Genomic DNA, 20,409 nt, shown 5'->3' with positions numbered 1-20,409 from the left:
GTACTTGTACCTGATGAGCGCGCGCATCAAGTGGCAGGACATCATCGACCGGGCCCGCGACATCGTCGACGGCTACGACGGCGGCGTCACCGTACGACAGGTCATGTACCGGCTGGTCGCCGAGGGGCTGCTGCCAAACACCGCACCGACCTACCGCAGGTTGTCCTCCCGGCTTGCTCAGGCCCGCCGTGACGGGCTGTTCCCGGACCTCGTCGACACGATCCGCGAAGTCCACGTCCCGCCGGCCTGGCCGGATGCGGCCGCGTTCGTGGCGGACATGCCCGAGTGGTTCCGCCTGGATCGCACCCGCGGGCAGGAGTGGGCGTTGTACGTGGCGGCCGAGAAAGACACGCTGCGCCAGCTGCTGACCGGGTGGCTCGCCGAGTACGGCGTCCCCGTCCTGGTGGTGAGAGGCTTCGGCAGCCAGAGCTATGCCGATGTCGTGCGTGACCGTGCGCGCAGCGATCCCCGGCCGGCGGCGCTGATCTACCTCGGTGACTTCGACGCAAGCGGCTCCGACATCGAACGCGACTGGGTGGAGCGCACCGACTGCTGGGAGCGGGTGGAGCGGGTGCTGCTGACGGACGGTCAGGTCCGTGAGTACCAGCTGCCGCCGGCCGAGGGGAAGAGGGACGATCCGCGCTGGCCCGGGTTCGCCCGCCGCTACGGCTTCGACCTTGACCGTCCCGTGCAGTGGGAGGTCGAGGCGCTGGAACCGGCCGAACTCAAGCGTCTGGTGATGGAGGCTGTCGACGGCTACATCGACCGGGAGATCCTCGCCGAGGTCATGGCCGAGGAAGAGCAGCAGCGTGCCCGGCTCATCGCCATGCTCGGCCAGCAGCAGGACGGCTGAACGAGGGCACGGACTCGGCCATCAGGAAGAGTCGGTGCGGCGAAAACCGGGCTGGACGGGGCTCGCGCTGCGACACTGACCCTGCCCCGCCGTTCCCCGTCGGCGGGGCACCCACGCTGCAGGGGTCGGCGGCCGGCCGCGGGCAAAAGAGCGGCCGGCGCCCAATCCGCCGAAGCGGGTGGCAAGGGCACCGGCCAACCGAAGACACACACCGCTCAGGACAGGAAGTGACCCGCACGGGTTGCGCCGTCCTTCGAGTGTAGCGGCGCGACAGGCTCGAGGAACGCATCCTTGCCCGCGATGACGTAAGTCCGGTAACTTTCTTTCGTTGGGTGTGTTGTGGCAAGCGCACCCGGCCCGAAGTCATCAGCGTCGTCAAGGAGTTCCTCCATGCTGCACCCCGCACGACCCCGTGCCGCCGCGTTACGCCGCGCGCGCGGAGACACCGGCTCTGTGCCCATCGAGACCCTGCTCCGCGTCGCCGGCCCCGTCATCTGCGCGGTCGCGGGCTTCGTCCTGCTGGTCCGCGCGAAGGCGAGCCTCGACGCTCTCGAGGCCGGACGCCCCGTGCCGCCGCTGCTGCCCGAGGTCGCGGTCCCGTGGAAGACGGTCGGTGTCGCCGCCGGCGCGCTCCTGCTGACCGTCGTGACCACGTTGCTCGTGGTGAGCTGCCGGGCCGTGTCGAAAGCGCGTCAAGATGACCGTCGCCGCCGCGCCGCCCTCGAGGTGCGCCACGATCGTGTCCTGGAGGACCTCGGCGCGCGCCTTGTCGACGACCCGGCCTGCCGACTCCTGGATGAGTCGCTGCTGTTCGAGGCCCTGCAGGAGGCCCAGGACGCGCGGACCGATACCGCTCAGCCGTCCGCACTCTCGAAACCCAATGGCGTGCCACCGCCGCCGGCACGCCCGCCCCCACGGCATAACCGCCCCGCTCGCAACGCCGACGCCGGCGCCCTGCACAACCGACCAGGAGAGAGTGATGATCCGCGCCGGACGCCGGAAGTACGCCCAGAACAGCGAAGAGCTCGCCGCCACCATGGGCGTGACGATCGGCACCTTCCGCAACAAGCAGCCCTACGCCGACGAGGACTTCCCGCCCCAGATCAGCTCCGACGGGGCGCGGGTGAAACTGTGGGACAGCGAGCAGACCGCCGCCCACCGGGCCGGCCGTCCCGTCCCCGAACTGCCGCAGGAGGACGACGAGCAGGACCTCCTCGACCGCAACGAGGCCGCCGCCGAACTGGGCGTCAGCCCCAAGACCTGGGACAAGAACTACAAGACACACCCGCAGATCGCCCCCCACCTGACCACCGTCAAGGGCGTGGAGCACTGCCCCCGCGGCCTCGTGCAGGCCTTCCGCACCGGCAAGGACGCCGGCGCAGACGCCGGACTCAAAGGCCGCCCCAAAGGCAGCGGGGACATGGTGCCGCGCGACGAGATCTCCGCCCGGGTCGGCGACTTGCTCGACGAGGACCCGGCGGTGACCCTCGCAACGGTCCAGGAGCGCGTCGGCCTGTCCTACGCCGCGGCCGCGCGTGCCCTGCCCCGGCTGCGCGGGGAGCGGATCGCCGACCTGCTGCAGGCCGAACCGGACGTGAGCCCTGAGGAGGCCGCCACCCGTCTCGGCTACCCGACCGCGGTGCAGCGCACCGCCGTTGCCAGCGCCGCCACCGAGCTGCGCGCCCGGCAGGTCCAGCCGTACCTGCAGCGCGTCGCCGACGTCCTGGTCGGCGCAGGCCTGGCCGAGGCACAGGACGTCCAGGTGCAGCGCCTGGAGGGCGATGTGCTCGCCGCGGCTGTGGCGCTGAGCGGATCCGGTGCGCCCGCCCTTGTGTGGGACGAGCGCTACGGCTGGCGCACCGCCGTCAGCAAGCGTCACCCGATCGGCAAGCAGGCCAGCACCCCGCCGGAGGGGGACGGCATCCGCTACCTCAGCGAGCACCAGCAGCCCGAACCCGCCGAGCTGCTGGCCGCGCTCACCGACCGTCGGCACGGCTTCCGGCGTCCCAAGACCGTCCACTCAGCCGGAGGCGCTCTGCAGGGCTGACTCCCGGCAAGGAAGCGGGCGGCGCGACAACCTGGCCAGTGGCCCGGACACCACATCCGTCGGTGTCCGGGCTGCTGTGCCTGATCGTCTTCCCCGTCTGCATTGGACCGAGCTGGGGCCGGCCAGCACGTCACGGATGCTGCCATGGCGTGTAGCGGTCGACGGGCTCCGCTGCGTACGTTCCGTCGGGCAGCAACGCATCGGTCAGCCTCACCCGCTCTGCCTGACTGGCGCCCAGATGCAGCACGATGATAGTGCCCGCGGGAGAGGTAGAACTGTGCACGATCGGGTTCCCGTTCACGCTGAGTGCGTTGAGCACCGTATACCGGCGCACCTTCGGGCGCCGGGCAGACCAGCGCCGCGCCAGACTGCCTCAATGACGGCCAGGATGGAGACGACGAGACCACCGACTATCTCGGGCAGGGAGTCGAAGAGAATCCTCACAGTGACGGACCTCCAGCTTGCTGGACACGCAGCCCGACCCTGCGCCTCTGTTCGACGGCGAGCCGTTTCACCTTGCGACGGACTCGCGCGCCGAGCGACACAGGGTCGGCGGCTCCCGTAGCCGCTGCAGCTTCGGCCCAGGTAATTCCATCGTGCGTGGCGTACGCCATGACAACGGAGCGTTCGCCCGGGGCGAGGGCACGCAGAACGGAGTTGAGACGCTCGTCCGCGAACATTTCCTCCGCAGAGGGAACGCTGCAATCGGTACCGATCAGGTCGTACAGGGAGAGCCGGCCGTCGCCGGCATCCAGCGACAAGATGCGCCGGCCCATGACGCGGTGCCGCCACAAAGGCACCGCCTGCCTGTGCAGAGTTCGGGCTTCCGCTTTGAGATCTAGTAGGGCGGCATTGGTCAACTGCCCGCTGTCCAACAGCGGTCGGCTCCAGCCACCCAGCATGGCGGTGTGAACGGCCGTGTACCACCTCTCACCGCGGGGGAGGAACAGAACCTTCGCGATGAAGTCGTCTACCTGGGCGGAGACGTCGACCGACCGCCACTTGCAGATAGTGGTGCGGAGCCGCAGAGCCTGCACCAAGGCAGGATCCCCCGGGTGAGCGTCGGAGCGGACCCCGCTCTGGGAAGCTGAATCCCCGCCTTTCTTAAGGCGCGAGAGGTCGTACGCGGGAGGCCATCCCTGGGGGGCCCTGAGGGTTTCAGGCGGCTCGAAAGCCGTATCGGGGAGGAGGTGTGAAAGCTCGTAGGCGCGATCTGAGCCGCGAGGGGCCTTGATGATCGACGGGCGGTTCTGGGTGCGAGGGAAGCTGTCGTAGAGCGGCGTGAGGTTGTAGGGGGTACGCCAGTGGTGGGGGAGCCTGAACCTGTTGTACGTGAATGGGGGTGTCGGTTGTGGACTCTCCCCGATCACGTCCATGACGCGGTGGGATAGGGCGTCGTGGCGAATCGCGTCATCGAGCCAGCCTCTTTTCCCGGGGGATTCACGGGAGGCGCAGGGCGGAGAAGCGACAGGCTGGCGGGGCTGCACAGCCGTATCCCGTCTTTGGTCGTGGCTACGGTCACCGTGTTGGGTGACTGCGATGCTTCGAGCGCGTTTGCGCGGCGACGCTCCTGAATTTCGAGGGCATAGAAGGTGGGCTTCGTGCTCTCCGCTGTCATGGGGCCCCTCCTCTGAGGTCGGTCTTCACCTATCGGTCCCGGGCGGAGGCGCCACCGACAAAAAATCTTGATGACTTGTGGGATACAGGTCCTTAGCTGTCACGGCGTCGCGCTGGTCCATTCTGGCGCCGGAGTAGGAGTTCCGACAGAACAGCACACGGGCCACTTGGTTCTCCGGCGTGGCCTACCAGGAGTCCTGCCTCGGAGGCCCAGTTCAGGAAGGCGCCCAGGCGCCAGGGATCGCGCGTCCCCGGCCGTCGGCGCCACCTCCCCCGGTGGTCCTACCCCAGGGCAACGCTCAGGGATGGGACGCCGGTCCGGCCCTACGGGGCCCGCATCCGGCTGGACTAACGCAAGCCTGAAGAGCGGCCCTGCTGCCCCGTCTACCGGAGAAGCCAGGCCCCCCCCGCAACCCCCGAGCGCAGGGGCCTGGCCCCGTTCGGAAAGCCAGTGCATCCACGCGCTCAACCCTGCGATCCTCGATCACGCAGCGTCGAGACAGCGGGAGCCGAGCCTTGATCATTCTGGACACCAGCATCCTCCGGACCTTCAGCCCGGAGAGCAGCAGCGCCGACCTTCTACGGGCGATCCGCGCCCTAGATGCTGAACGGGTCGCGGCTCCGTGGACAGTGCTGACAGAACTCTGCGCCCAACAAGCCATCAAGTATCGCGAGCAATACGAGAAGGCGGCCGAGGCCGTTGAATGCCTCCGAAACACGACTCCTTGGCCGTTGGAGGTGCCGCTCGGTCCGTGCGACGAGGACGCTTTCCGAGAGTACTGGCGCAGCAAGTGGCTGGAGGTCGTAGAAGAGATTCCAACCAGCGGCGAAGCGATGCGACAGGGAATCTTTCGCGAGTCGAACAATCTGCCTCCGTGCAGGACCGTGAAAGGCCTGAAGATCGGTGCGAGAGATGCATCCATCTGGCTGTCCGCCGTGGAATATGCGCGTGAACACCCGGACGAGACCGTCTACTTCGTCAGTGCCAACACCACCGACTTCGCCACTGGCGCGCCCTATCCCTCCCCCATGAGCGAAGACCTCGTCGGCTTGGAGAGCCGATTCGTCCACTTGACCAGCATGGACGAGGTGGCAGCCCGGTTCACGGAGCCGATCACGATCGACCAGGAGTACGCGGTCGCCATGCTGGGGTCGCCAATGTTCCTGGACGAGGTCGTGCGAGTATCCCGCGAGACCCTCGCCCTCCCCAGGGACGGATCATTCGCGTGCACTATCGCAGCCGGGCTAGGTGACGAGCACGTAATCATCCCTGCCACGGGATGGATCACCACCAAGGCTGCCTTCGGCGCGGTCGAGAACTTGCGGACGTACCGCATCGGCGAACAAGAGTGGTGCACCGCCACCGCTCGATGGCATCTCGTCGGGGCCGTCCTCACCGAACTCCGCCTTCCCGAGGGGGTTGCTGCCGCGGGGGCCTGTAGCTGGACCACCTCGGTGCTGTTCACCCCACGCGGTGCAGAGTCGCGACTTACCGTCTTGCGCGACGACACTCCACTCGCGATCAGTGGAGAGGAGTTCGACGCTATGGACCTGCCGATCAGGGCTCTGGACGCCTCGGTGACACCAGTAGAGGCCACGGTCGAAGACCTCCTGCAGGCTGCTGCCAGGGAGGCGGCCGTGGTCAACATGTCCCGGGCGCGAGGAATCCCGCGCGCTTACGAGGGCGCCGCCATGCGTAGGGCTGTGGGCAGGCAGGCTCGGCTCGGTGACACCTCGAAGGGCTGAGCAGACCTGGCCTGAGGAAGTACTACCAGGGTCGAGTCGTGCGGATCAGAAGAGGGCCAACACCCCAAGCGTGTCCACCGGCTCCTCGTCGGCCGGCTCGTCGTCGACCTCCACGAACTCCATCTGCACGCCGGGGCTCCCGGCAGGTCCACGATCGCCAGAGAGCCCGCGCACGGCACCAGGGCATCGCCGAACACCTCGGGCCGCTCGGTCGGATCGTGTCGCCACAGCCGGCCCTTGCTGAGACCGTCCGGCCACTATCCCGGCAGCGATCGACCGCTGGCAGAACTCGCACTCGAGTCGGGGCATCTTCGTGCAAACCAGTGTGTCGATGCCCGGTCTGCCACGTACAGCAGACCGGGCATCAGGGTCACCAGGCGGGCGATGTCACTGGAAGCCCTGTCACCTCGTGTGGGCTTCCAACGCCTCTGCTGCCTCGCACAGGGCCTTGAGGTCGCGGAGGAAGTTCCGCATCGCCTCCGCACCCTCCCCCTCGTGATGCGCTTTCCAGGGACTGCGTCCGCCCGTCAGCAAGTCCTCAACGGCCTGATCGGCGGCAGTCTCCGTGGCCTTGTCGATCCAAGCGTCAGCCATCTCGGCTCTCACCCCGTCGAGCCTCCGCCAACTCTTTTGCACCCCTACCCGCCACAACCGCATGTTCTGGGCTTCGTTGCTGTGCCGAGGAAACGATGACCACGTGCCGTGAGGTCGTCCCCCAGGCGCCGGGAGCAGTTCGTTGAAAGCAACGCGCAAGTCGCCCTCGCGGTCCTTTCGGCCCGGATCATTGCCGCGCATCATTTTGATCGCCAGGGCCTCGCTGAGGAGAGCACGCACCCTGTCTGACACCTCGTCCAGGGTGAGGCCGTTGAAGACATCCAGCAGGCTCTCCACGAAGACGGAGGCCGCGACGACGGCCCGCGCACGGACTCGCTCGGCCTCTCGGTGCTCCTCCTGATTCTTGATCAGGTAGTCCAGTCCCACGAGCGCGAAGGGGACACCGAAGCAGACACCGGTGAGGCCGGAGAAGATGTTCAGGACGTAGCTGTGGCGCGACCACCAGTCGACAGAGTCGAGCCACACGCCAAAGGCAAAGCAGGCGATTCCGGCTGGAATGCCGACGCATATGACGATGCGCGTAGTCCGAGGTCGACTTCTCAACCAGGTGAATGCCTGCGTGTTCACTTGCGGCACGATCCCCCCTAACTCATCTGCAGTAGCGGGACGTTAGCGCACGCTCGCGCAGCTGGGGCGCGCCTACGTCGTTCAGACCGCGTCTCGGGCCGTTCGAACCGACGCGCGCTGAGATGCCGCCCCGGCTAAAAGTGATCAAGTGACGCTGTCTCCTGCTATCGAGCCGATGCTGGCCGAAGCGCTGCGCGAGTTGCCCTCGGACAAGGCGCTGCCCGGGCGCCTGGTCGCCGAGCAGAAGCCAGACGGGTTCCGGGCCGTGCTGTTCGCCCGGACCGGCAGGGCGATGCTCCAGTCGCGCATGGCGCGGATCTGACGCCGGCGTTCCCGGAGATCGCCGCCGCGGCGGCGCTCGAGGAGGACCTGGTCCTCGACGGCGAACTCGTCGTGCCGCACGAGGGCCGTCTGTACTTCGGCCAGCTCCAGAGCCGGCAGGCTCCGCGCCCTGCTTCCTCGCTCCGCGTTGCCGGTCCTTGCCCTCGGCGCGCCGCGCCTTTTGGCCCCTGCCGGGTTGCCGTGGTGTCCCAGGAGCTACGAGTTGTTGGGTGGGGGCGACGGCTTAGTGCGGGTCGTCAGTCGGCGACGACGTCGGGCGCGTAGAGCGCCGACGGTGAGGGCGGCGATGGCTGTTGTGGCGAGTTGTGAGGGCAGCTCGGTCACGAGTCCGTGGAGGATCTGGTGAAGGGTGTGCTGGAGAAGATCGAGCATCGATAGGGTCTCCCAAACGTGCGTACGAACACGGCGGTATGCCCCTGGTGGTGGGGCTTGTGTCGTGCGGTGTTGCACACCCTGCACCGCGCTGGAAGGACCGTTCCAGTTGTCTGGCCGATGGGCCGGACAAGGTCGGACAGCGCCAAGGACGGATGGAGAAGCGGGTTGGGTGACTTAAAGCGGCGTACCAGGCCGTGGGGTGATCTCAAAGGCCCCACGAAGCAGGCCGACGCCCTGGCGAGTCTGCTGCGGGGCTGGCTGGACACAGCGCAGCTGCGCATCGATGACGTCGCGGCGCATCTGACGCCTGAGCACTTCAGCAGCGGGCGTATACCTGGCCGTTCCACCATCGGCGAGCGGCTTGCCGGGGTGCGCCTGGACGATGAATTCGTCCAGGCGATCGCTGATATCTGCTCCGGTGACGATGCCGCGCTCCGGGAGCGGATGCTCACCGAAGCCCGCGCCCTAGCCTCGCACAAAGACTCCACCCGGCCGGCGAAGACCACCGAGAGGAAGCCGGACCCGGCTGCGCTGGCGAACGAGCTGGTCGCCGTGCAGAGGCGTTCACTGGCCCTGCAGGACAAGCTGATGCGGGCGTGGGAGCGCGCCGTGGAACTGGATCGTGAGCGCTCCAGAAGCCATCAGATGGTCATGGTGCTGTTGACCATGGTCGACAAGCTGCAGCGCGACATCACCACCCTGCATGCTGAGCGCGACAGGCTACGGGAGCGCGAACACCGTCCTCAACAGCTGGAGGAGGTGAGTCAGAAGCTGGCGCGCAGTGAAGAGCAGCGGCGGTCCGCGGAAGCCGAACTCGAACGTGCCCGGGAGGAACGCAGCAAGGCCGACCGGCTGGCCGAAGAAGCAGCCGAACAGATCCGCACCCTCAATGAGGAACTCGAGCGGCTTCGTCAGGGCACCGGACGACCGGATAACTCGCCCCCACTGACGGTTCCCGGTCCCTCGGCATCCGATGGCGAGGACTTCGAGGCGGAAGCGGACGACATCGATGACGCGCTGGCCAAAGCCTCGCGGCACCTGGACGACGGGGCCCGGCGTCTCGACCAGCTCGCCTGTGCGCTGCAACTGGACGATCCATTGGACAACTCCGTCATAGCCGAGACCGGGGACGCAGCCGACCCGTCGGACACCGAGCTGGATGCTGAAACCTTGACACTGCGGATCCTGACGCAGGTGCGGGAGATGAAGGCGCGTGGATCTTCGTTCGTCTCCTTCGCCCTTGACGCGCCGGCGGATCTCTTCGTCGGGGTGATGGGGGTCCTGCTTCGCGTCGACGACAGTCAGAAGGACTGGGACCTGGCCCACGAGATGCTGTACGTCGCAGGCGCTCAGGGAACCCCGCCCCATCTCTGTGCCCTGCTGACCGAGCTGCGCTCCTACCCAAACGGGGGCCTTTACGCTTACAAGCTGCTGAGCGCGATCGCAGCGAACCGCTCGCCCGGCGAACTGGTCGCCACCGTGGCTGCATTGCGCGCGTCAGAGCAGGACGCGGACGCCTACCAACTCCTGACCGCAGTGGCACGGGTCGGCCCGGCCTGGTTCATCTCACCCATCGCGCTGCAGCTCAGCGACACGGATGCGACATGGCTGATCGAGGCGCTGATGGCTGAACGCATGGAAAAGGACATCGTCACGGTCCGCCAGATGCTCGAGTACGCGGGCCGCCAGAATTACGTCGCACTGCTCTCGGTCCCCCAAGTCCGCAAGCGCACTCTCGACATGCCGCCGGTGCAGGTACCGCCTGTCTTCGCCGACGCGTGACTTCCTACCTTGTGCGCTGGGACATCTATCTGGATGCCAGCGACCCTGTCGACGCCGCTCTACCGTGCAAGGCGAGCACCAGGACGCGGTCCAGGTGGCGAGCGTCGATCTCGACCCCGAGGGCTCGACCATTCCGGCAACGGGACACGTGAGGTTGAGCTGGTCGGCTGATCCCCGTGTGCTGTCCCGGGGCGTGGCTTCACACCCCGGGACAGCAAGTAACCCTCGCAGCGCCCTTGAGGAGGGCGCGGGTGCCGACCTCACGGCCTCCCCGGAGGCAGCCGGACACAGAGTCGTCCAGGCGCGGCAGAGTGGGGCGCAGCATCAGTTCTCTCCTCGGCCGGGGCGCACCGCCGTGCGTGCCGGTCGGCGGTAAGGCACGCTCCGCGCGCCGTACCGCCTTGCCGCGTGTCGGGCAGCCGCTCCGCGCCCGCCCGGACCGAGCGCTCCGCGCTCTCACGCGCTGCGGGATACGGCAGGCGGTCCCAGTGCGCTCCGCGCCCTGCTCCCTCGCTCCGCGCTGCCGAATCCCTTGCCCGCGACGCTGCGCGCCACGGGCCCCGACACGCCCCGCGACGTGTCCCGGCCGGGCGCCTCAAAACCCGCTCTGGCCAGGCGAAATACCCCAAAGAAAGATCGTGCCACCCCTGCAAATCCTGATACTAGTGCGGTATATTTGTCTTGTTGGCCGGTCCTGTGGCAAGGCCCCAACACCGAAGACCCACACCCCAGTTCAGGAGGGCACCTATGTCCCCGATCACCACCACTACCGCCAGCGATGACCAGCGCTTCGCCCTGATCATCCAGCCAACCGGCGTCTTCCGCCTGCTGGCCTGGCTCCCCGTCAGCAACCCGCGCCACGCGCTGTGCTGCGACACCGCCCGCCCGGTCGACCTCACCACCACCCTGACCCTGTGGGTCGACGAGGACGCCGCAGCGTACGGCGAGAAGCCCAACAGGGCCGCCCACGGCCTCATCGGGCTCTACCGGCCCACCCCGCTGCCGTACCTCGGCGACGTCGTCCTCACCGGCACCCCCGACGCCGACGGCAACGCCGCCGGACTCAGCCACCCCCAGGCCCTCGCCCTGATCGACCTCTACCTCGACATGGCCACGGTCGGCCTCATGCCCCGTCCCCGCTCCTGATCACAGGTCACGCGCTGGCCCCCGCCCCCGTCCGGGGGCCAGCCAACCCCGAGCAATTCAGCAGAGAGGGAACAGCCAATGCAGAACGCGGCTGTTCAGACTTTCACCGTCATCGGCCTGCGCTCGGACGTCGACATGAGCGACCTATTCATCGCTGGAGTAATCCCCGGACCCGTCGCCGACGAATTCGTAATTCTCAAAACCAGCGAAGAAGAATTCACCCGCTGGGCAATGGAATTCGATGCCCCCGACGCGGATTCCGCAGCCGATCAGGCCCACGCCTACTGCCAAGAAGAGGACCCATGTTCCTGGTGACCACTGACACCCAGCTCGGCGCCGTCGTCGTCGCCCCGGAGTGCGCCGACGACCTCGACGACGAGACCCGCGCCGCCATCGAGGGCGCCGCCTTCACCTGGCAGTCCGACATCGAAGCCTTCACCCAGCCCGGCCAGGACCGACAGACGGCCGCCCACATGGCCATGCGGCTGGCACAGCTCGGGCACGACGTCCTGGCCGTCTGACCAGCCAGCACCCATCCACCCCGGCGGCCGGGGGAGTGGCACCCCCGCCGCCGGGACCGACCGAAGTCACACCCGACGAAGTCCCAAGGAGTACACCGTGACCATCACCGACGTGAACACCGCCTTCGCCGACGAGAAGGCCCGCCAGATCGCCGCCGTATGCAACCGTGAGCGCACCTTCCAGGCCCGCGTCGACCGGGGCGAAATCCGTCTGCTCGGCGGCAACCAATACGAGGTCCTGACCGGCTGGGACCGGGGCGAAGTGTTCACGGTCTCCCGCAACGCCGAAGGCGAGATTGACGCGATCCTCGCGAACCACGGTCTCGACTCCCGCGCGGACGGCACGATCGCCCTGTACGCGTCGTCCCCGGCCTGGCACGGACTGGGCCAGATCATCCCCGGCGGCACCACAGACATCGACACCGTGCTTGGCGAAGGCGGGCTCGACTTCACCGTCACCACCGTCCCCGCCCTGTACCAGTGGGACGGCGAACTGCGCGAGCACGCGGACCAGTTCCACACGGTTCGCGAAGACACCGGCGCCGCGCTCGGCGCCGTCGGCCGCCGCTATCAGCCGATCCAGAACCGCGCCGGGTTCGAGTTCCTCCAGGAGCTGGTGGGGCGCTTCGATGTCGTGTGGGAGTCCGCTGGAGTGATCCGGGGCGGGCGCCGCGTGTTCATCTCGATCAGGCTCCCCGAGTCCGTCACCGTCGACGCTGAGGGCATCAACGACGTCGTCGTCCCGTACGTCGCGGTGATGAACGACCACAGCGGGCAGGGGCAGTTCCAGTGCGTTGTAACGCCCTGGCGGCCGGTCTGCGCCAACACCGAGCGCTTCGCGGTGCGCGACGCGGCCTCACGCTGGGCGGTGCGCCACACGGCCGGAGCCACGAACCAGATCAAGGAAGCCCGCCGCACCCTCGTGGCTATGAACGTGAGTTGGGGAGTCGTTTCGCGATGAGTGCGGGAGTCGTGTTCTGACCGAGTTTGCGATGACGGTTTGTTTTGACGTCAGTTGGGGGCTTGCGGTGGGACTGTGAGGTGTGCTCAAGGGCTGGGGGCCTCGTGGGTAACTCACAGTCGAAGGTGGAGTTGTACGCGGCGATTCGCAAGGATCACCTGCTGGGGATGTCGATGCGGTCGTTGCAGCGGGTGCACAACGTGACGTGGCGAACCGTGCGGCGGGCCTTGGACGGGAAGTGGCCGGAGCCACGCAAGAAGTCGCGGCGCCAGGAATCGCGGCTCGACCCCTACAAGCCGTTGATCGACGCGATGCTGCGGGCAGATCTGGATGCACCGCCCAAGCAGCGGCACACCGCTCAGCGGATCTTTGACCGGCTGGTCGAGGGGCACGAGGCCCGCGACATTTCGTACTGCATGGTCCGCCTCTATGTGAAGGACCGCCGCAGGGAGATCCGCCGCAAGGCCGGGGTGGGCCCGGAGGCGATGTTCGTGCCGCAGAGGCATCTGCCCGGGGTGGAGGCGGAGGTCGACTTCGGTGACGTGCACATCGTGCTCGCCGGGGAGCCCGCCAGGGTCTTCCTGTTCTCGTTGCGGCTGTCCTACTCCGGCAAAGCGGTGCACCGGGTGTTCGCCTCTTGCGGGCAGGAGGCCTTCCTGGAAGGACACGAGCACGCGTTTCGCAGGCTGGGTGGTGTCCCGCGCGGGAAGATCCGCTACGACGACCTGCGGGCTGCGGTCGAGCGGGTGCTGGGCCTGGGGCGGGCCCGGGTGGAGTCGGATCGCTGGACGGCGTTTCGTTCGCACTGGGGCATCGATGCCTTCTACTGCCGCCCCGGCATCGAGGGCGCGCACGAGAAGGGCGGCGTCGAGGGACAGATCGGCTACTACCGCCGCAACCACTTCGTCCCGGTCCCCGAGGTCGCTTCGCTGGCGGAGCTGAACGAGCTGGTCGACCGGTGGGACCTGGAGGACGAGGGCCGCCGGCTGCGCTCGCGGACCCGCACCATCGGGGAGTCCTTCGCTGGCGAGCAGCCGCTGCTGAGACCGCTGCCCAGGGAGGTGTTCGAGACGGGACGGTGGTTCACTCCGCGCGTCAACCGCTTCGGGCAGATCACGGTCCGCTCCAACGCCTATTCGGTGCCGGTGAGGTTCATCGGTCGGCAGCTGCGGGTCCTGCTGCACGCCAACGATCTCGCGGTCTACGACGGCCGCACCGAGGTTGCCCGCCACGAGCGGCTCAGCGGCCGGGGTGGCTCCCGGCTCGTGCTCGATCACTATCTGGAGGCCCTGTTGCGCAAGCCCGGCGCCTTTCCGGGCTCGACTCCGCTGGAACAGGCCCGCTCCGCGGGCCGGTTCACCCCGGTCCACGACCGGTGGTGGACGGCGGCCTGCGCGGCGCACGGGGACGCGGCCGGCACCAGGGCCCTGATCGAGGTCCTGCTGCTGGCGCGGCACATGGAACACGAACATGTCGTCGCGGGGCTGGCCGCCGCGTTTCGGGCGGGGGCTCTGACCGCGGACGCGGTCGCGCTGGAGGCACGCAAAGCAGCCGAAGGCGACAGTGGGGAACTGCCCGCCCCGGTCCCTGGCACAGGTCGCGCGGAGGGGCCCGCGGCGACGGTCACGTTCCTGTCCGACTGGCGGCTGTCCCACCTGCCGCCGGACAACCGGCCGCTGCCTTCGGTGGCCCACTACGACCAGCTCCTGAACCGGCACGGCCGCAGGACCGGAAACGAGAAAGAGGGATCATGAGCCCACGCAAGCGCGGACTGACCGAAGAAGCCGCCGCAGCCTCGATCGAGCAGGCATGCCGACTGCTGCGACTGCCCTCTATCCGCCAGCAGTTCGCCGACCTGGCCGACGGCGCGGCCCGCGACCAGATGTCATATCGGGCCTTCCTGGCCGAGCTGCTGATGACCGAGTGCGACGACCGGGCCCGGCGTCGTTCCGAGCGCCGCATCAAGGCTGCCGCGTTTCCCCGGGACAAGTCACTGCGGACCTTCGACTTCGAGGCCAATCCGAACGTCGACCCGGCCACCGTCAACACCCTGGCGACCTGCGAGTGGGTCAAGAAGGGAGAGCCGCTCTGCCTGATCGGGGACTCGGGCACCGGCAAGTCCCATCTGCTGATCGCGCTGGGCACCGAGGCCGCGATGAACGGTTTCCGGGTCCGCTACGTGCTGGCCACCAAGCTCGTGAACGAGCTGGTCGAGGCCGCCGACGAGAAGCAGCTGACCAAGACCATCGCCCGCTACGGGCGCGTTGACCTTTTATGCATTGATGAACTCGGCTATATGGAACTTGACCGCAGGGGCGCTGAGCTGCTGTTTCAGGTTCTAACGGAGCGCGAGGAGAAGAACAGCGTCGCTATCGCTTCGAACGAGAGTTTCAGTGGATGGACCAAGACCTTCACCGACCCCCGGCTCTGCGCAGCCATCGTGGACCGGCTCACCTTCAACGGCGCCATCATCCAGACCGGCACCGACTCCTACCGCCTCGCTCACACCAAAGCCCAGGCCGACCAAGCCGCGAGCTGAGCTCCACTGCCCGAACCCATCCTCACCCTCGCTGAGTTGCTTTCAGGATTCGCACGGTGGAAGTTCCTGCGCAGTCAGCAGCCCTCGAACGGTGCCGAGAGTGTGCTCCGGCGAATCGGTGAGCTGATCAACGATGACGCTGCATCCCATCCAGACGGAGCCGCACTCCTCGGCCATGCTCCTGACGGCCGCAGCCTGGCTGCCGGTCTCGATCCAGTCATCGATCAGCAGGACACGGTCCCCAGGCCCCAGCGAGGATCGCTGGAGTCGCAGTGTGTGACGAAGGCGTCGGTAGTCGGGGGACGACTGACGCACGACTTTGCCGCCCGGGAAGAGGCCCTCACCCTTCCGGACGGGCACGAATCCGACGCCGAGTTCGACGGCTGCGGCACCACCCAGAAGGAATCCCCGTGACTCGATCCCGCAGACCGCTGTGATCCGCTCGTCCCGGAACGGTTCCACGAGACCAGCTACCACCGCGGCCAGCGCCTTGGCATCCCGGAAGATCGCCCACACATCCGCGTGACCATCGATCCACCGGAAGTGTTCAAGCGTCAGATCACGCGCAGTCGTAGGCATGAGCGCGAGTCTCCCGAGTGCCGAACCAACGCGGCAACCCAATATCGGCGCCCGAAGACAAAACTGAACCGGCGGCGAGTGACATCAAAAGCCATCGCGATTGATCATGCCAACACGCGCTCAGTGACTCCCCAACACACCGCGAAACGACTCCCGCTCAGACCTCCACAGCCAGTCGACCAAGGGGTGTACCACCGGCGGGCCGTTCTGCACATTCACGGCAACGGCCTGAATCTCGGCTTTCCCCAGAACCTGGCCGCGTGGGCCCTGGCGAGCGCCTGGCGTGGCATGCCCCTGTACCCGCTGGCCGGCCCCATCGTCATCACCGGCCGAACCGCGAGCGGAGAGGTGACAGCGCTCGACGACGACCTCGTGCAGCATGCATTGGCTGTTACGCAGACCGTCCGGGAGACGCTGGGGGAGTGGCGGACCCGTCCGCCCGGGTCGAACGAGGCCGCCCTCAACGAGCTCCTTGCCTACGCGGCCCGGGATGTCACCGACCGTCGATAACGCATCCCGCGCAGCGGTGCCGAGCATGCGCGAGCTTGTCACCCGCGCCGCCGGGCCTCCGGCGTGCAATCCGACGGTTGCCGGTCCACCGCAGGTGACAAGGCCGCACCCTCGGCGGAGGCTTCGAGCAACCGAATGCTCCGCGGTTCCAGCTCACCGACGGGGGTCTGTCCGATCGGTGAGGCATGCCGCAGGCAGGCCGCATCGTCGGCCTGGTCTTGCTCCCGGCGGCGCGGAGAGCGGCTGACCCGAGACAGGATCCACGAGGCCGCGGAGACGACGAGGGTCGCCGCCAAGGCTCCGAGGCACTCAGGCACAGCTGCCAACAGGAGGTGAACCGCTGCGTCCCGTACTCCAGCCGAAACCGGGGTGCCAACGGACGGAGCAGTAGGACAGTTGAGCATGGCGGGCACGGACCCGTCCTCCTTCGCGTGATCCCCGGCATTGCTGCGAAGCCGGGCGAGATGAGGAGACAATGGGCCGTCAGGAACCGGTCCCCAACTGGCCACGGGACGTGCTGGGACAGCCCGGGACAGTCGGCGCGACGGCGCAGATCACACCGGGCAGCGAGGCCAGGACAGTTCTCTGTCCCGGGGACACGGTGGGGAAGTGCGGGACATGAGGGCTTCGACGCAGGCCCGGGCGGCGTGGAGGCCATGATCAGTCAGAGTGGCGCCGAGAGCGATCCGCAGCAGGAGTACGCGGACTTCCTACAGGGCCAGGCCCGCAAGGCTGGCCTCACGCTGCGCCAAGTGTCCGAAGCCTTCAACTGCGCGCAGAAGGAACGAGAGCAGAAGGCAGCGGCAGCCGGCAGCGCACCGGGATCGCCGGTGGGGGCGATGAGCGTCTCCAAGTCGGAGCTCGGCCGAATCCTCAACGGTCAGTCCGTGCCCCGTCAGCTTCTGCCGTTCACGCGTCAATTCCTCACGATCACCAGCCGGGTAGGCCAGCTGACCGAGAATCAACACCGTGACCTCGTCCAAAGAGCCGAACAACTGATCCACGCTGTCGTGAACAGAATCGTCGACCACAACCCCGCACGCATTCCGTCTCGGCGCCCAAGCTCCGCCCTGGAAGAGGGCTCCCATGTCGAGACGATCGCCGCGCTGCGTCTCGAAGTTGAACTTGAACGGGTTCGCCACACCGAGACCCGCCTGCGATACGCACTCAACGATGCCCAGATCCTCATGGCGACGCTGTTGCGCATCATCAGCGCGTTGCGGGACCTGATCTCTGGCCAGGACGCCCTGGAGGCCAGGGCCTACCACGACCGCATGGATCGTGCGGAGCTCACCCGGCTGCAGGGAGTGACCGAGCAGGCCCAGGCCTACAAGGCCCAAGCTCACGAAGAGGCCGACCGGACTGCGCACCGTCTCCGGGAACTCGAAGGACTGTGGGAGCGAGCCCGCGCCGAGAAACAACGCCTCGCATTGCACCCCGAGGCCGTCGACCTCGTACACCTCAGCCAGGACCCGCAGACGACGCCTCTCCCCGCCCCGCCGGAGGACATCCTCGACCAGCCCGTACTCGACGACATTGCCGGGGCACTGAGCAAGGCCCGGGACATCAACACCGAGGCAGAGCTGGCAGTCCGCGACCTAGAGCACGCCGTGATGGCCGAAGGCCCGGTCAGCCCCAACGAGGAGCTGGACGTGCTGGTGGCCGCCTCACGGCTTACGCAAGCCAGCCATCGCGCTCTGGCCCTCGAAAGTCATGTTGGCGACTGGCCCGAACGGGAGGAAACCCGCGACGCCGTCCTCCGTCTCACCCACGACCGCGATGGCGCTGTCCAGCGGGCAGCTCTGGACCAGCTGGGTCGTCTCTGGCCCGGTCACCCCGATGCCCGCGAAACCCTGCTCGAGGTTGTCCAAGGGAGCCCGGAGCCCCTGAGCCAGCAGGGGGGTAGCCGGGCTGCCGCCGCGGAACTCCTGGTGCAGGGATGGCCGAACGATCCGGGCGTCCGCGAAGTGCTCCCTTCAACTCACCCTCGACACCGACCACAGGGTCAGGGAAACGGCCGTCGAAGGGCTCGGAAACACCCACCGAGGTGATGCCGAAGTCCGCAACGTCTTGATCCGTGCCCTGGACGATGACGAGGAGAGCGTCTGGCACCTGGCCGGACTCGCGCTGGCGGGAGGATGGCCAGGCAACGCCGAGGTCCGCAACGCCATGCTACGGGTCTTCAACACGGACAGGGACTCCCAGATGCACCTCGGCCGCTGCCTGGCCAAGGGATGGCCTGGCGACCCTGACGTCCGTGACCTACTCCTCAAACTTGCCCGGCACGACGACGAGCGCACACGGTTTAGCGCCGTGGCCACCATGGCGGGAGCAATGCTCAGGATCTGTGGATCGGCCTCGGGGTGGCACGCGAAGGGCGTACCTTCCCGAGTGATCGATTGAAGGTCACCGAGTAGGCCGACGCTGCGAACGTCGGTCGGGAAGGCACGCCCGTGCTCAGCGTAGTCAACGCCGATGGCACCACCCCGAAGGGCTCCCTGATTGACGAGATCGTCAGGGAGGGCGCACGACGCATGCTGGCCGCCGCGCTGGAGGCCGAAGTCGACACCTATATAGCCGAGTTGGCAGAACAGAGGGACGAGACCGGCCGGCGTCTGGTCGTGCGCAACGGTTTCCACCAGCCGAGGAAGGTCACCACGGCGGCCGGGGCAGTCGAGGTCAGGGCCCCGCGGGTGAACGACAGGCGGATCGATGAGTCGACCGGTGAGCGCAAGCGGTTCTCCTCGGCGAACTTGCCGCCCTGGTGCCGCAAGTCCCCGAAGATCAGCGAAGTGCTGCCGCTGCTCTACCTCCATGGCCTGTCCTCCGGTGATTTCATGCCCGCGCTCGAGCAGTTCCTCGGCTCCGTGGCGGGCCTCTCGCCCACGACGGTCACCCGGCTGACCGCCCAGTGGCAGGCCGACCACACGGCGTTCATGGACCGCGATCTGTCCGCCACCGACTACGTCTACGTCTGGGCCGATGGCGTCCACCTGCGGATCCGACTGGAAGAGGCAAAGGCCGCCGTGCTGGTGTTGATGGGGGTGCGCGCGGACGGCACGAAGGAGCTGATCGCGATGACCGACGGCTACCGCGAGTCGTGCGAAGCGTGGGCAGGGCTGCTGCGGGACTGCGCCCGCCGGGGCATGCGAGCCCCGATCCTGGCGGTCGGCGACGGCGCACTCGGCTTCTGGAACGCGTCGCAGGAGGTCTTCCCCGACACTCGCCACCAGCGGTGCTGGGTGCACAAGACCGCCAACGTCCTGGACGCACTGCCGAAGTCGGCCCAGCCCGCCGCCAAGCGCGCGATCCAGGAGATCTACAACGCCGAGGACAAGGAGCACGCCGCCAAGGCCGTCGCTGCATTCGCCAAGCAGTACGGGGCGAAGTACCCCAAGGTCGTCAAGCGGATCACCGACGACGAGGACGAGCTTCTGGCGTTTTTCGACTTTCCCGCCGAGCACTGGATCCATCTGCGGACCACGAACCCCATCGAGTCAACCTTCGCCACCGTCCGGCTGCGAACCAAGGTCACCAAGGGCGCCGGCAGCCGGGCTGCCGCGCTGAGCATGGTGTTCAAGCTGATCGAATCTGCGCAGGCCCGCTGGCGCTCAGTCAACGCACCTCACCTCGTTGCACTGGTCCGGGCAGGTGCCCGCTTCGAGCGCGGCCGGCTGGTTGAGCGGCCGGAAGGGCTCGCGGCATGATCGGCCCCCACTTCGACGAGGAGCCCGCCGAGCATCGGCGCTTCGCCCGCTACCTGCAGGCCCTGGAGGCCGTCGCCGAGGCGGACGAGGCCGGCCTGGTGGCCGCCGTCCTGCGCGACCAGGACACGACGATGGCGGACAGCGCGGTGGGCCGCCATCTGGACCGCCGCGCCGACGACTTGCTGACCGGCCCCTGGTTCACCGCCTGGGCTCAGACCATGACCGAGGTGATCGCGGATCGCGACTTCCTCACCCTCCGCCTGCGCGAGTGGACCCTGCTCAGAACCATCGCCCTGGGCAACCCATGGACCGCCGAGGAACTCACCGGAGCAACCGACTGGTTCCAGCGCATGGCCGCAACCACGCAGATCGTGACCTCACCCAAGGCCCTCAGGCTGCTGGCAGAACGCGGACGAACCCGCCGCGTCCGAAACGCAGCAAGCCGTCAGCTGCGACGCCGGGACCAGCCCAACTGACTTGATCCACAGGTCTTGACGATTTC

Annotated in this window: 23 protein-coding genes; 16 read left to right on the top strand and 7 right to left on the bottom strand. The window is 67.7% G+C overall.

Going from position 1 to position 20,409, the window contains the following annotated elements; genetic code table 11:
• Positions 1-13: 13 nt before the first annotated feature.
• Entirely contained in the window at positions 14-853 is an 840-nt protein-coding gene (locus P2Q00_RS43000; RefSeq protein ID WP_275780210.1) for a hypothetical protein, read from the top strand.
• Between the two features lie 423 nt (positions 854-1,276).
• Here the strand turns inward: P2Q00_RS43000 and P2Q00_RS42995 are convergent, their stop codons facing one another.
• Positions 1,277-1,774 (bottom strand): hypothetical protein, encoded by a 498-nt coding sequence (locus P2Q00_RS42995; RefSeq protein WP_275780209.1) that lies wholly within the window; start codon positions 1,772-1,774, stop codon positions 1,277-1,279.
• A gap of 58 nt (positions 1,775-1,832) precedes the next feature.
• Here P2Q00_RS42995 and P2Q00_RS42990 point away from each other — a divergent pair, with 58 nt between their 5' ends.
• Positions 1,833-2,900 (top strand): DUF6292 family protein, encoded by a 1,068-nt coding sequence (locus tag P2Q00_RS42990; RefSeq protein WP_275780208.1) that lies wholly within the window; start codon positions 1,833-1,835, stop codon positions 2,898-2,900.
• A 130-nt stretch (positions 2,901-3,030) separates the two neighbouring features.
• Here P2Q00_RS42990 and P2Q00_RS42985 read toward each other — a convergent pair whose 3' ends face one another.
• Together P2Q00_RS42985 and P2Q00_RS42980 are read right to left on the bottom strand one after the other, a co-directional pair.
• Entirely contained in the window at positions 3,031-3,219 is a 189-nt protein-coding gene (locus tag P2Q00_RS42985) for a hypothetical protein (protein WP_275780207.1), read from the bottom strand.
• A gap of 121 nt (positions 3,220-3,340) precedes the next feature.
• Positions 3,341-4,276, bottom strand: coding sequence for a hypothetical protein (locus P2Q00_RS42980; protein WP_275780206.1), 936 nt, complete (start codon positions 4,274-4,276; stop codon positions 3,341-3,343).
• Positions 4,277-5,033: 757 nt separating this feature from the next.
• Between P2Q00_RS42980 and P2Q00_RS42975 the strand changes: the two genes are divergently transcribed.
• Positions 5,034-6,263 carry a PIN domain-containing protein gene (locus P2Q00_RS42975; RefSeq protein WP_275780205.1) on the top strand — a complete coding sequence of 410 codons (1,230 nt, stop codon included), beginning with the start codon at positions 5,034-5,036 and terminating at the stop codon, positions 6,261-6,263.
• Positions 6,264-6,308: 45 nt separating this feature from the next.
• Here P2Q00_RS42975 and P2Q00_RS42970 read toward each other — a convergent pair whose 3' ends face one another.
• Positions 6,309-6,437 carry a hypothetical protein gene (locus P2Q00_RS42970; RefSeq protein WP_275780204.1) on the bottom strand — a complete coding sequence of 43 codons (129 nt, stop codon included), beginning with the start codon at positions 6,435-6,437 and terminating at the stop codon, positions 6,309-6,311.
• 228 nt (positions 6,438-6,665) lie between these two features.
• A complete protein-coding gene (locus P2Q00_RS42965) occupies positions 6,666-7,445 on the bottom strand; it encodes a hypothetical protein (protein ID WP_275780203.1) in 780 nt (259 codons plus the stop codon).
• Between the two features lie 148 nt (positions 7,446-7,593).
• On the opposite strand from P2Q00_RS42965, the gene P2Q00_RS42960 reads away from it, so the two are divergent.
• Positions 7,594-7,767 (top strand): DNA ligase-like domain-containing protein, encoded by a 174-nt coding sequence (locus P2Q00_RS42960; protein ID WP_275780202.1) that lies wholly within the window; start codon positions 7,594-7,596, stop codon positions 7,765-7,767.
• A gap of 215 nt (positions 7,768-7,982) precedes the next feature.
• Here P2Q00_RS42960 and P2Q00_RS42955 read toward each other — a convergent pair whose 3' ends face one another.
• Complete coding sequence (locus P2Q00_RS42955) at positions 7,983-8,159, bottom strand: hypothetical protein (protein WP_275780201.1); 177 nt, start codon at positions 8,157-8,159, stop codon at positions 7,983-7,985.
• A 168-nt stretch (positions 8,160-8,327) separates the two neighbouring features.
• Between P2Q00_RS42955 and P2Q00_RS42950 the strand changes: the two genes are divergently transcribed.
• The 7 genes from P2Q00_RS42950 (at position 8,328) to istB (ending at position 15,111) form a co-directional block, all read left to right on the top strand.
• A complete protein-coding gene (locus P2Q00_RS42950; protein ID WP_275780200.1) occupies positions 8,328-9,944 on the top strand; it encodes a hypothetical protein in 1,617 nt (538 codons plus the stop codon).
• Positions 9,945-10,691: 747 nt separating this feature from the next.
• On the top strand, positions 10,692-11,090 hold the full coding sequence (locus P2Q00_RS42945) for a DUF3846 domain-containing protein (RefSeq protein ID WP_275780199.1): 399 nt from the start codon (positions 10,692-10,694) through the stop codon (positions 11,088-11,090).
• 78 nt (positions 11,091-11,168) lie between these two features.
• On the top strand, positions 11,169-11,405 hold the full coding sequence (locus P2Q00_RS42940; RefSeq protein WP_275780198.1) for a hypothetical protein: 237 nt from the start codon (positions 11,169-11,171) through the stop codon (positions 11,403-11,405).
• Positions 11,393-11,611: a hypothetical protein gene (locus tag P2Q00_RS42935; RefSeq protein WP_275780197.1), complete on the top strand. Its 219-nt coding sequence runs from the start codon at positions 11,393-11,395 to the stop codon at positions 11,609-11,611. The genes P2Q00_RS42940 and P2Q00_RS42935 overlap by 13 nt, the downstream gene beginning before the upstream one ends.
• Positions 11,612-11,708: 97 nt before the next feature.
• Positions 11,709-12,572 (top strand): DUF932 domain-containing protein, encoded by an 864-nt coding sequence (locus P2Q00_RS42930; RefSeq protein WP_275780196.1) that lies wholly within the window; start codon positions 11,709-11,711, stop codon positions 12,570-12,572.
• A gap of 104 nt (positions 12,573-12,676) precedes the next feature.
• Positions 12,677-14,326, top strand: coding sequence for an IS21 family transposase (gene istA / locus P2Q00_RS42925; protein ID WP_338059408.1), 1,650 nt, complete (start codon positions 12,677-12,679; stop codon positions 14,324-14,326).
• Positions 14,323-15,111: an IS21-like element helper ATPase IstB gene (istB, locus tag P2Q00_RS42920; protein WP_425579548.1), complete on the top strand. Its 789-nt coding sequence runs from the start codon at positions 14,323-14,325 to the stop codon at positions 15,109-15,111. The genes istA and istB overlap by 4 nt, the downstream gene beginning before the upstream one ends.
• Positions 15,112-15,153: 42 nt before the next feature.
• Here the strand turns inward: istB and P2Q00_RS42915 are convergent, their stop codons facing one another.
• Positions 15,154-15,627, bottom strand: coding sequence for a phosphoribosyltransferase family protein (locus P2Q00_RS42915; protein WP_275780195.1), 474 nt, complete (start codon positions 15,625-15,627; stop codon positions 15,154-15,156).
• A 6-nt stretch (positions 15,628-15,633) separates the two neighbouring features.
• Between P2Q00_RS42915 and P2Q00_RS42910 the strand changes: the two genes are divergently transcribed.
• The 5 genes from P2Q00_RS42910 to P2Q00_RS42895 all read left to right on the top strand — a co-directional run bounded on the left by P2Q00_RS42910 (position 15,634) and on the right by P2Q00_RS42895 (position 20,383).
• Positions 15,634-16,200: a hypothetical protein gene (locus tag P2Q00_RS42910; protein ID WP_275780193.1), complete on the top strand. Its 567-nt coding sequence runs from the start codon at positions 15,634-15,636 to the stop codon at positions 16,198-16,200.
• A gap of 656 nt (positions 16,201-16,856) precedes the next feature.
• A complete protein-coding gene (locus P2Q00_RS42905) occupies positions 16,857-18,251 on the top strand; it encodes a hypothetical protein (RefSeq protein ID WP_275780192.1) in 1,395 nt (464 codons plus the stop codon).
• Positions 18,151-18,603, top strand: coding sequence for a HEAT repeat domain-containing protein (locus P2Q00_RS51030; RefSeq protein ID WP_369293697.1), 453 nt, complete (start codon positions 18,151-18,153; stop codon positions 18,601-18,603). The genes P2Q00_RS42905 and P2Q00_RS51030 overlap by 101 nt, the downstream gene beginning before the upstream one ends.
• Positions 18,604-18,653: 50 nt before the next feature.
• On the top strand, positions 18,654-19,907 hold the full coding sequence (locus P2Q00_RS42900; protein ID WP_275780191.1) for an IS256 family transposase: 1,254 nt from the start codon (positions 18,654-18,656) through the stop codon (positions 19,905-19,907).
• On the top strand, positions 19,904-20,383 hold the full coding sequence (locus tag P2Q00_RS42895; RefSeq protein ID WP_275780190.1) for a hypothetical protein: 480 nt from the start codon (positions 19,904-19,906) through the stop codon (positions 20,381-20,383). Before P2Q00_RS42900 ends, P2Q00_RS42895 begins: the two co-directional genes overlap by 4 nt.
• Positions 20,384-20,409 lie beyond the last annotated feature (26 nt).

The organism is Streptomyces coacervatus, from assembly GCF_029223485.1.
Taxonomy (GTDB): domain Bacteria; phylum Actinomycetota; class Actinomycetes; order Streptomycetales; family Streptomycetaceae; genus Streptomyces; species Streptomyces coacervatus.
Note: the sequence above shows the minus strand (reverse complement) of the source record. Positions and strands in the feature narration are given on the sequence as shown.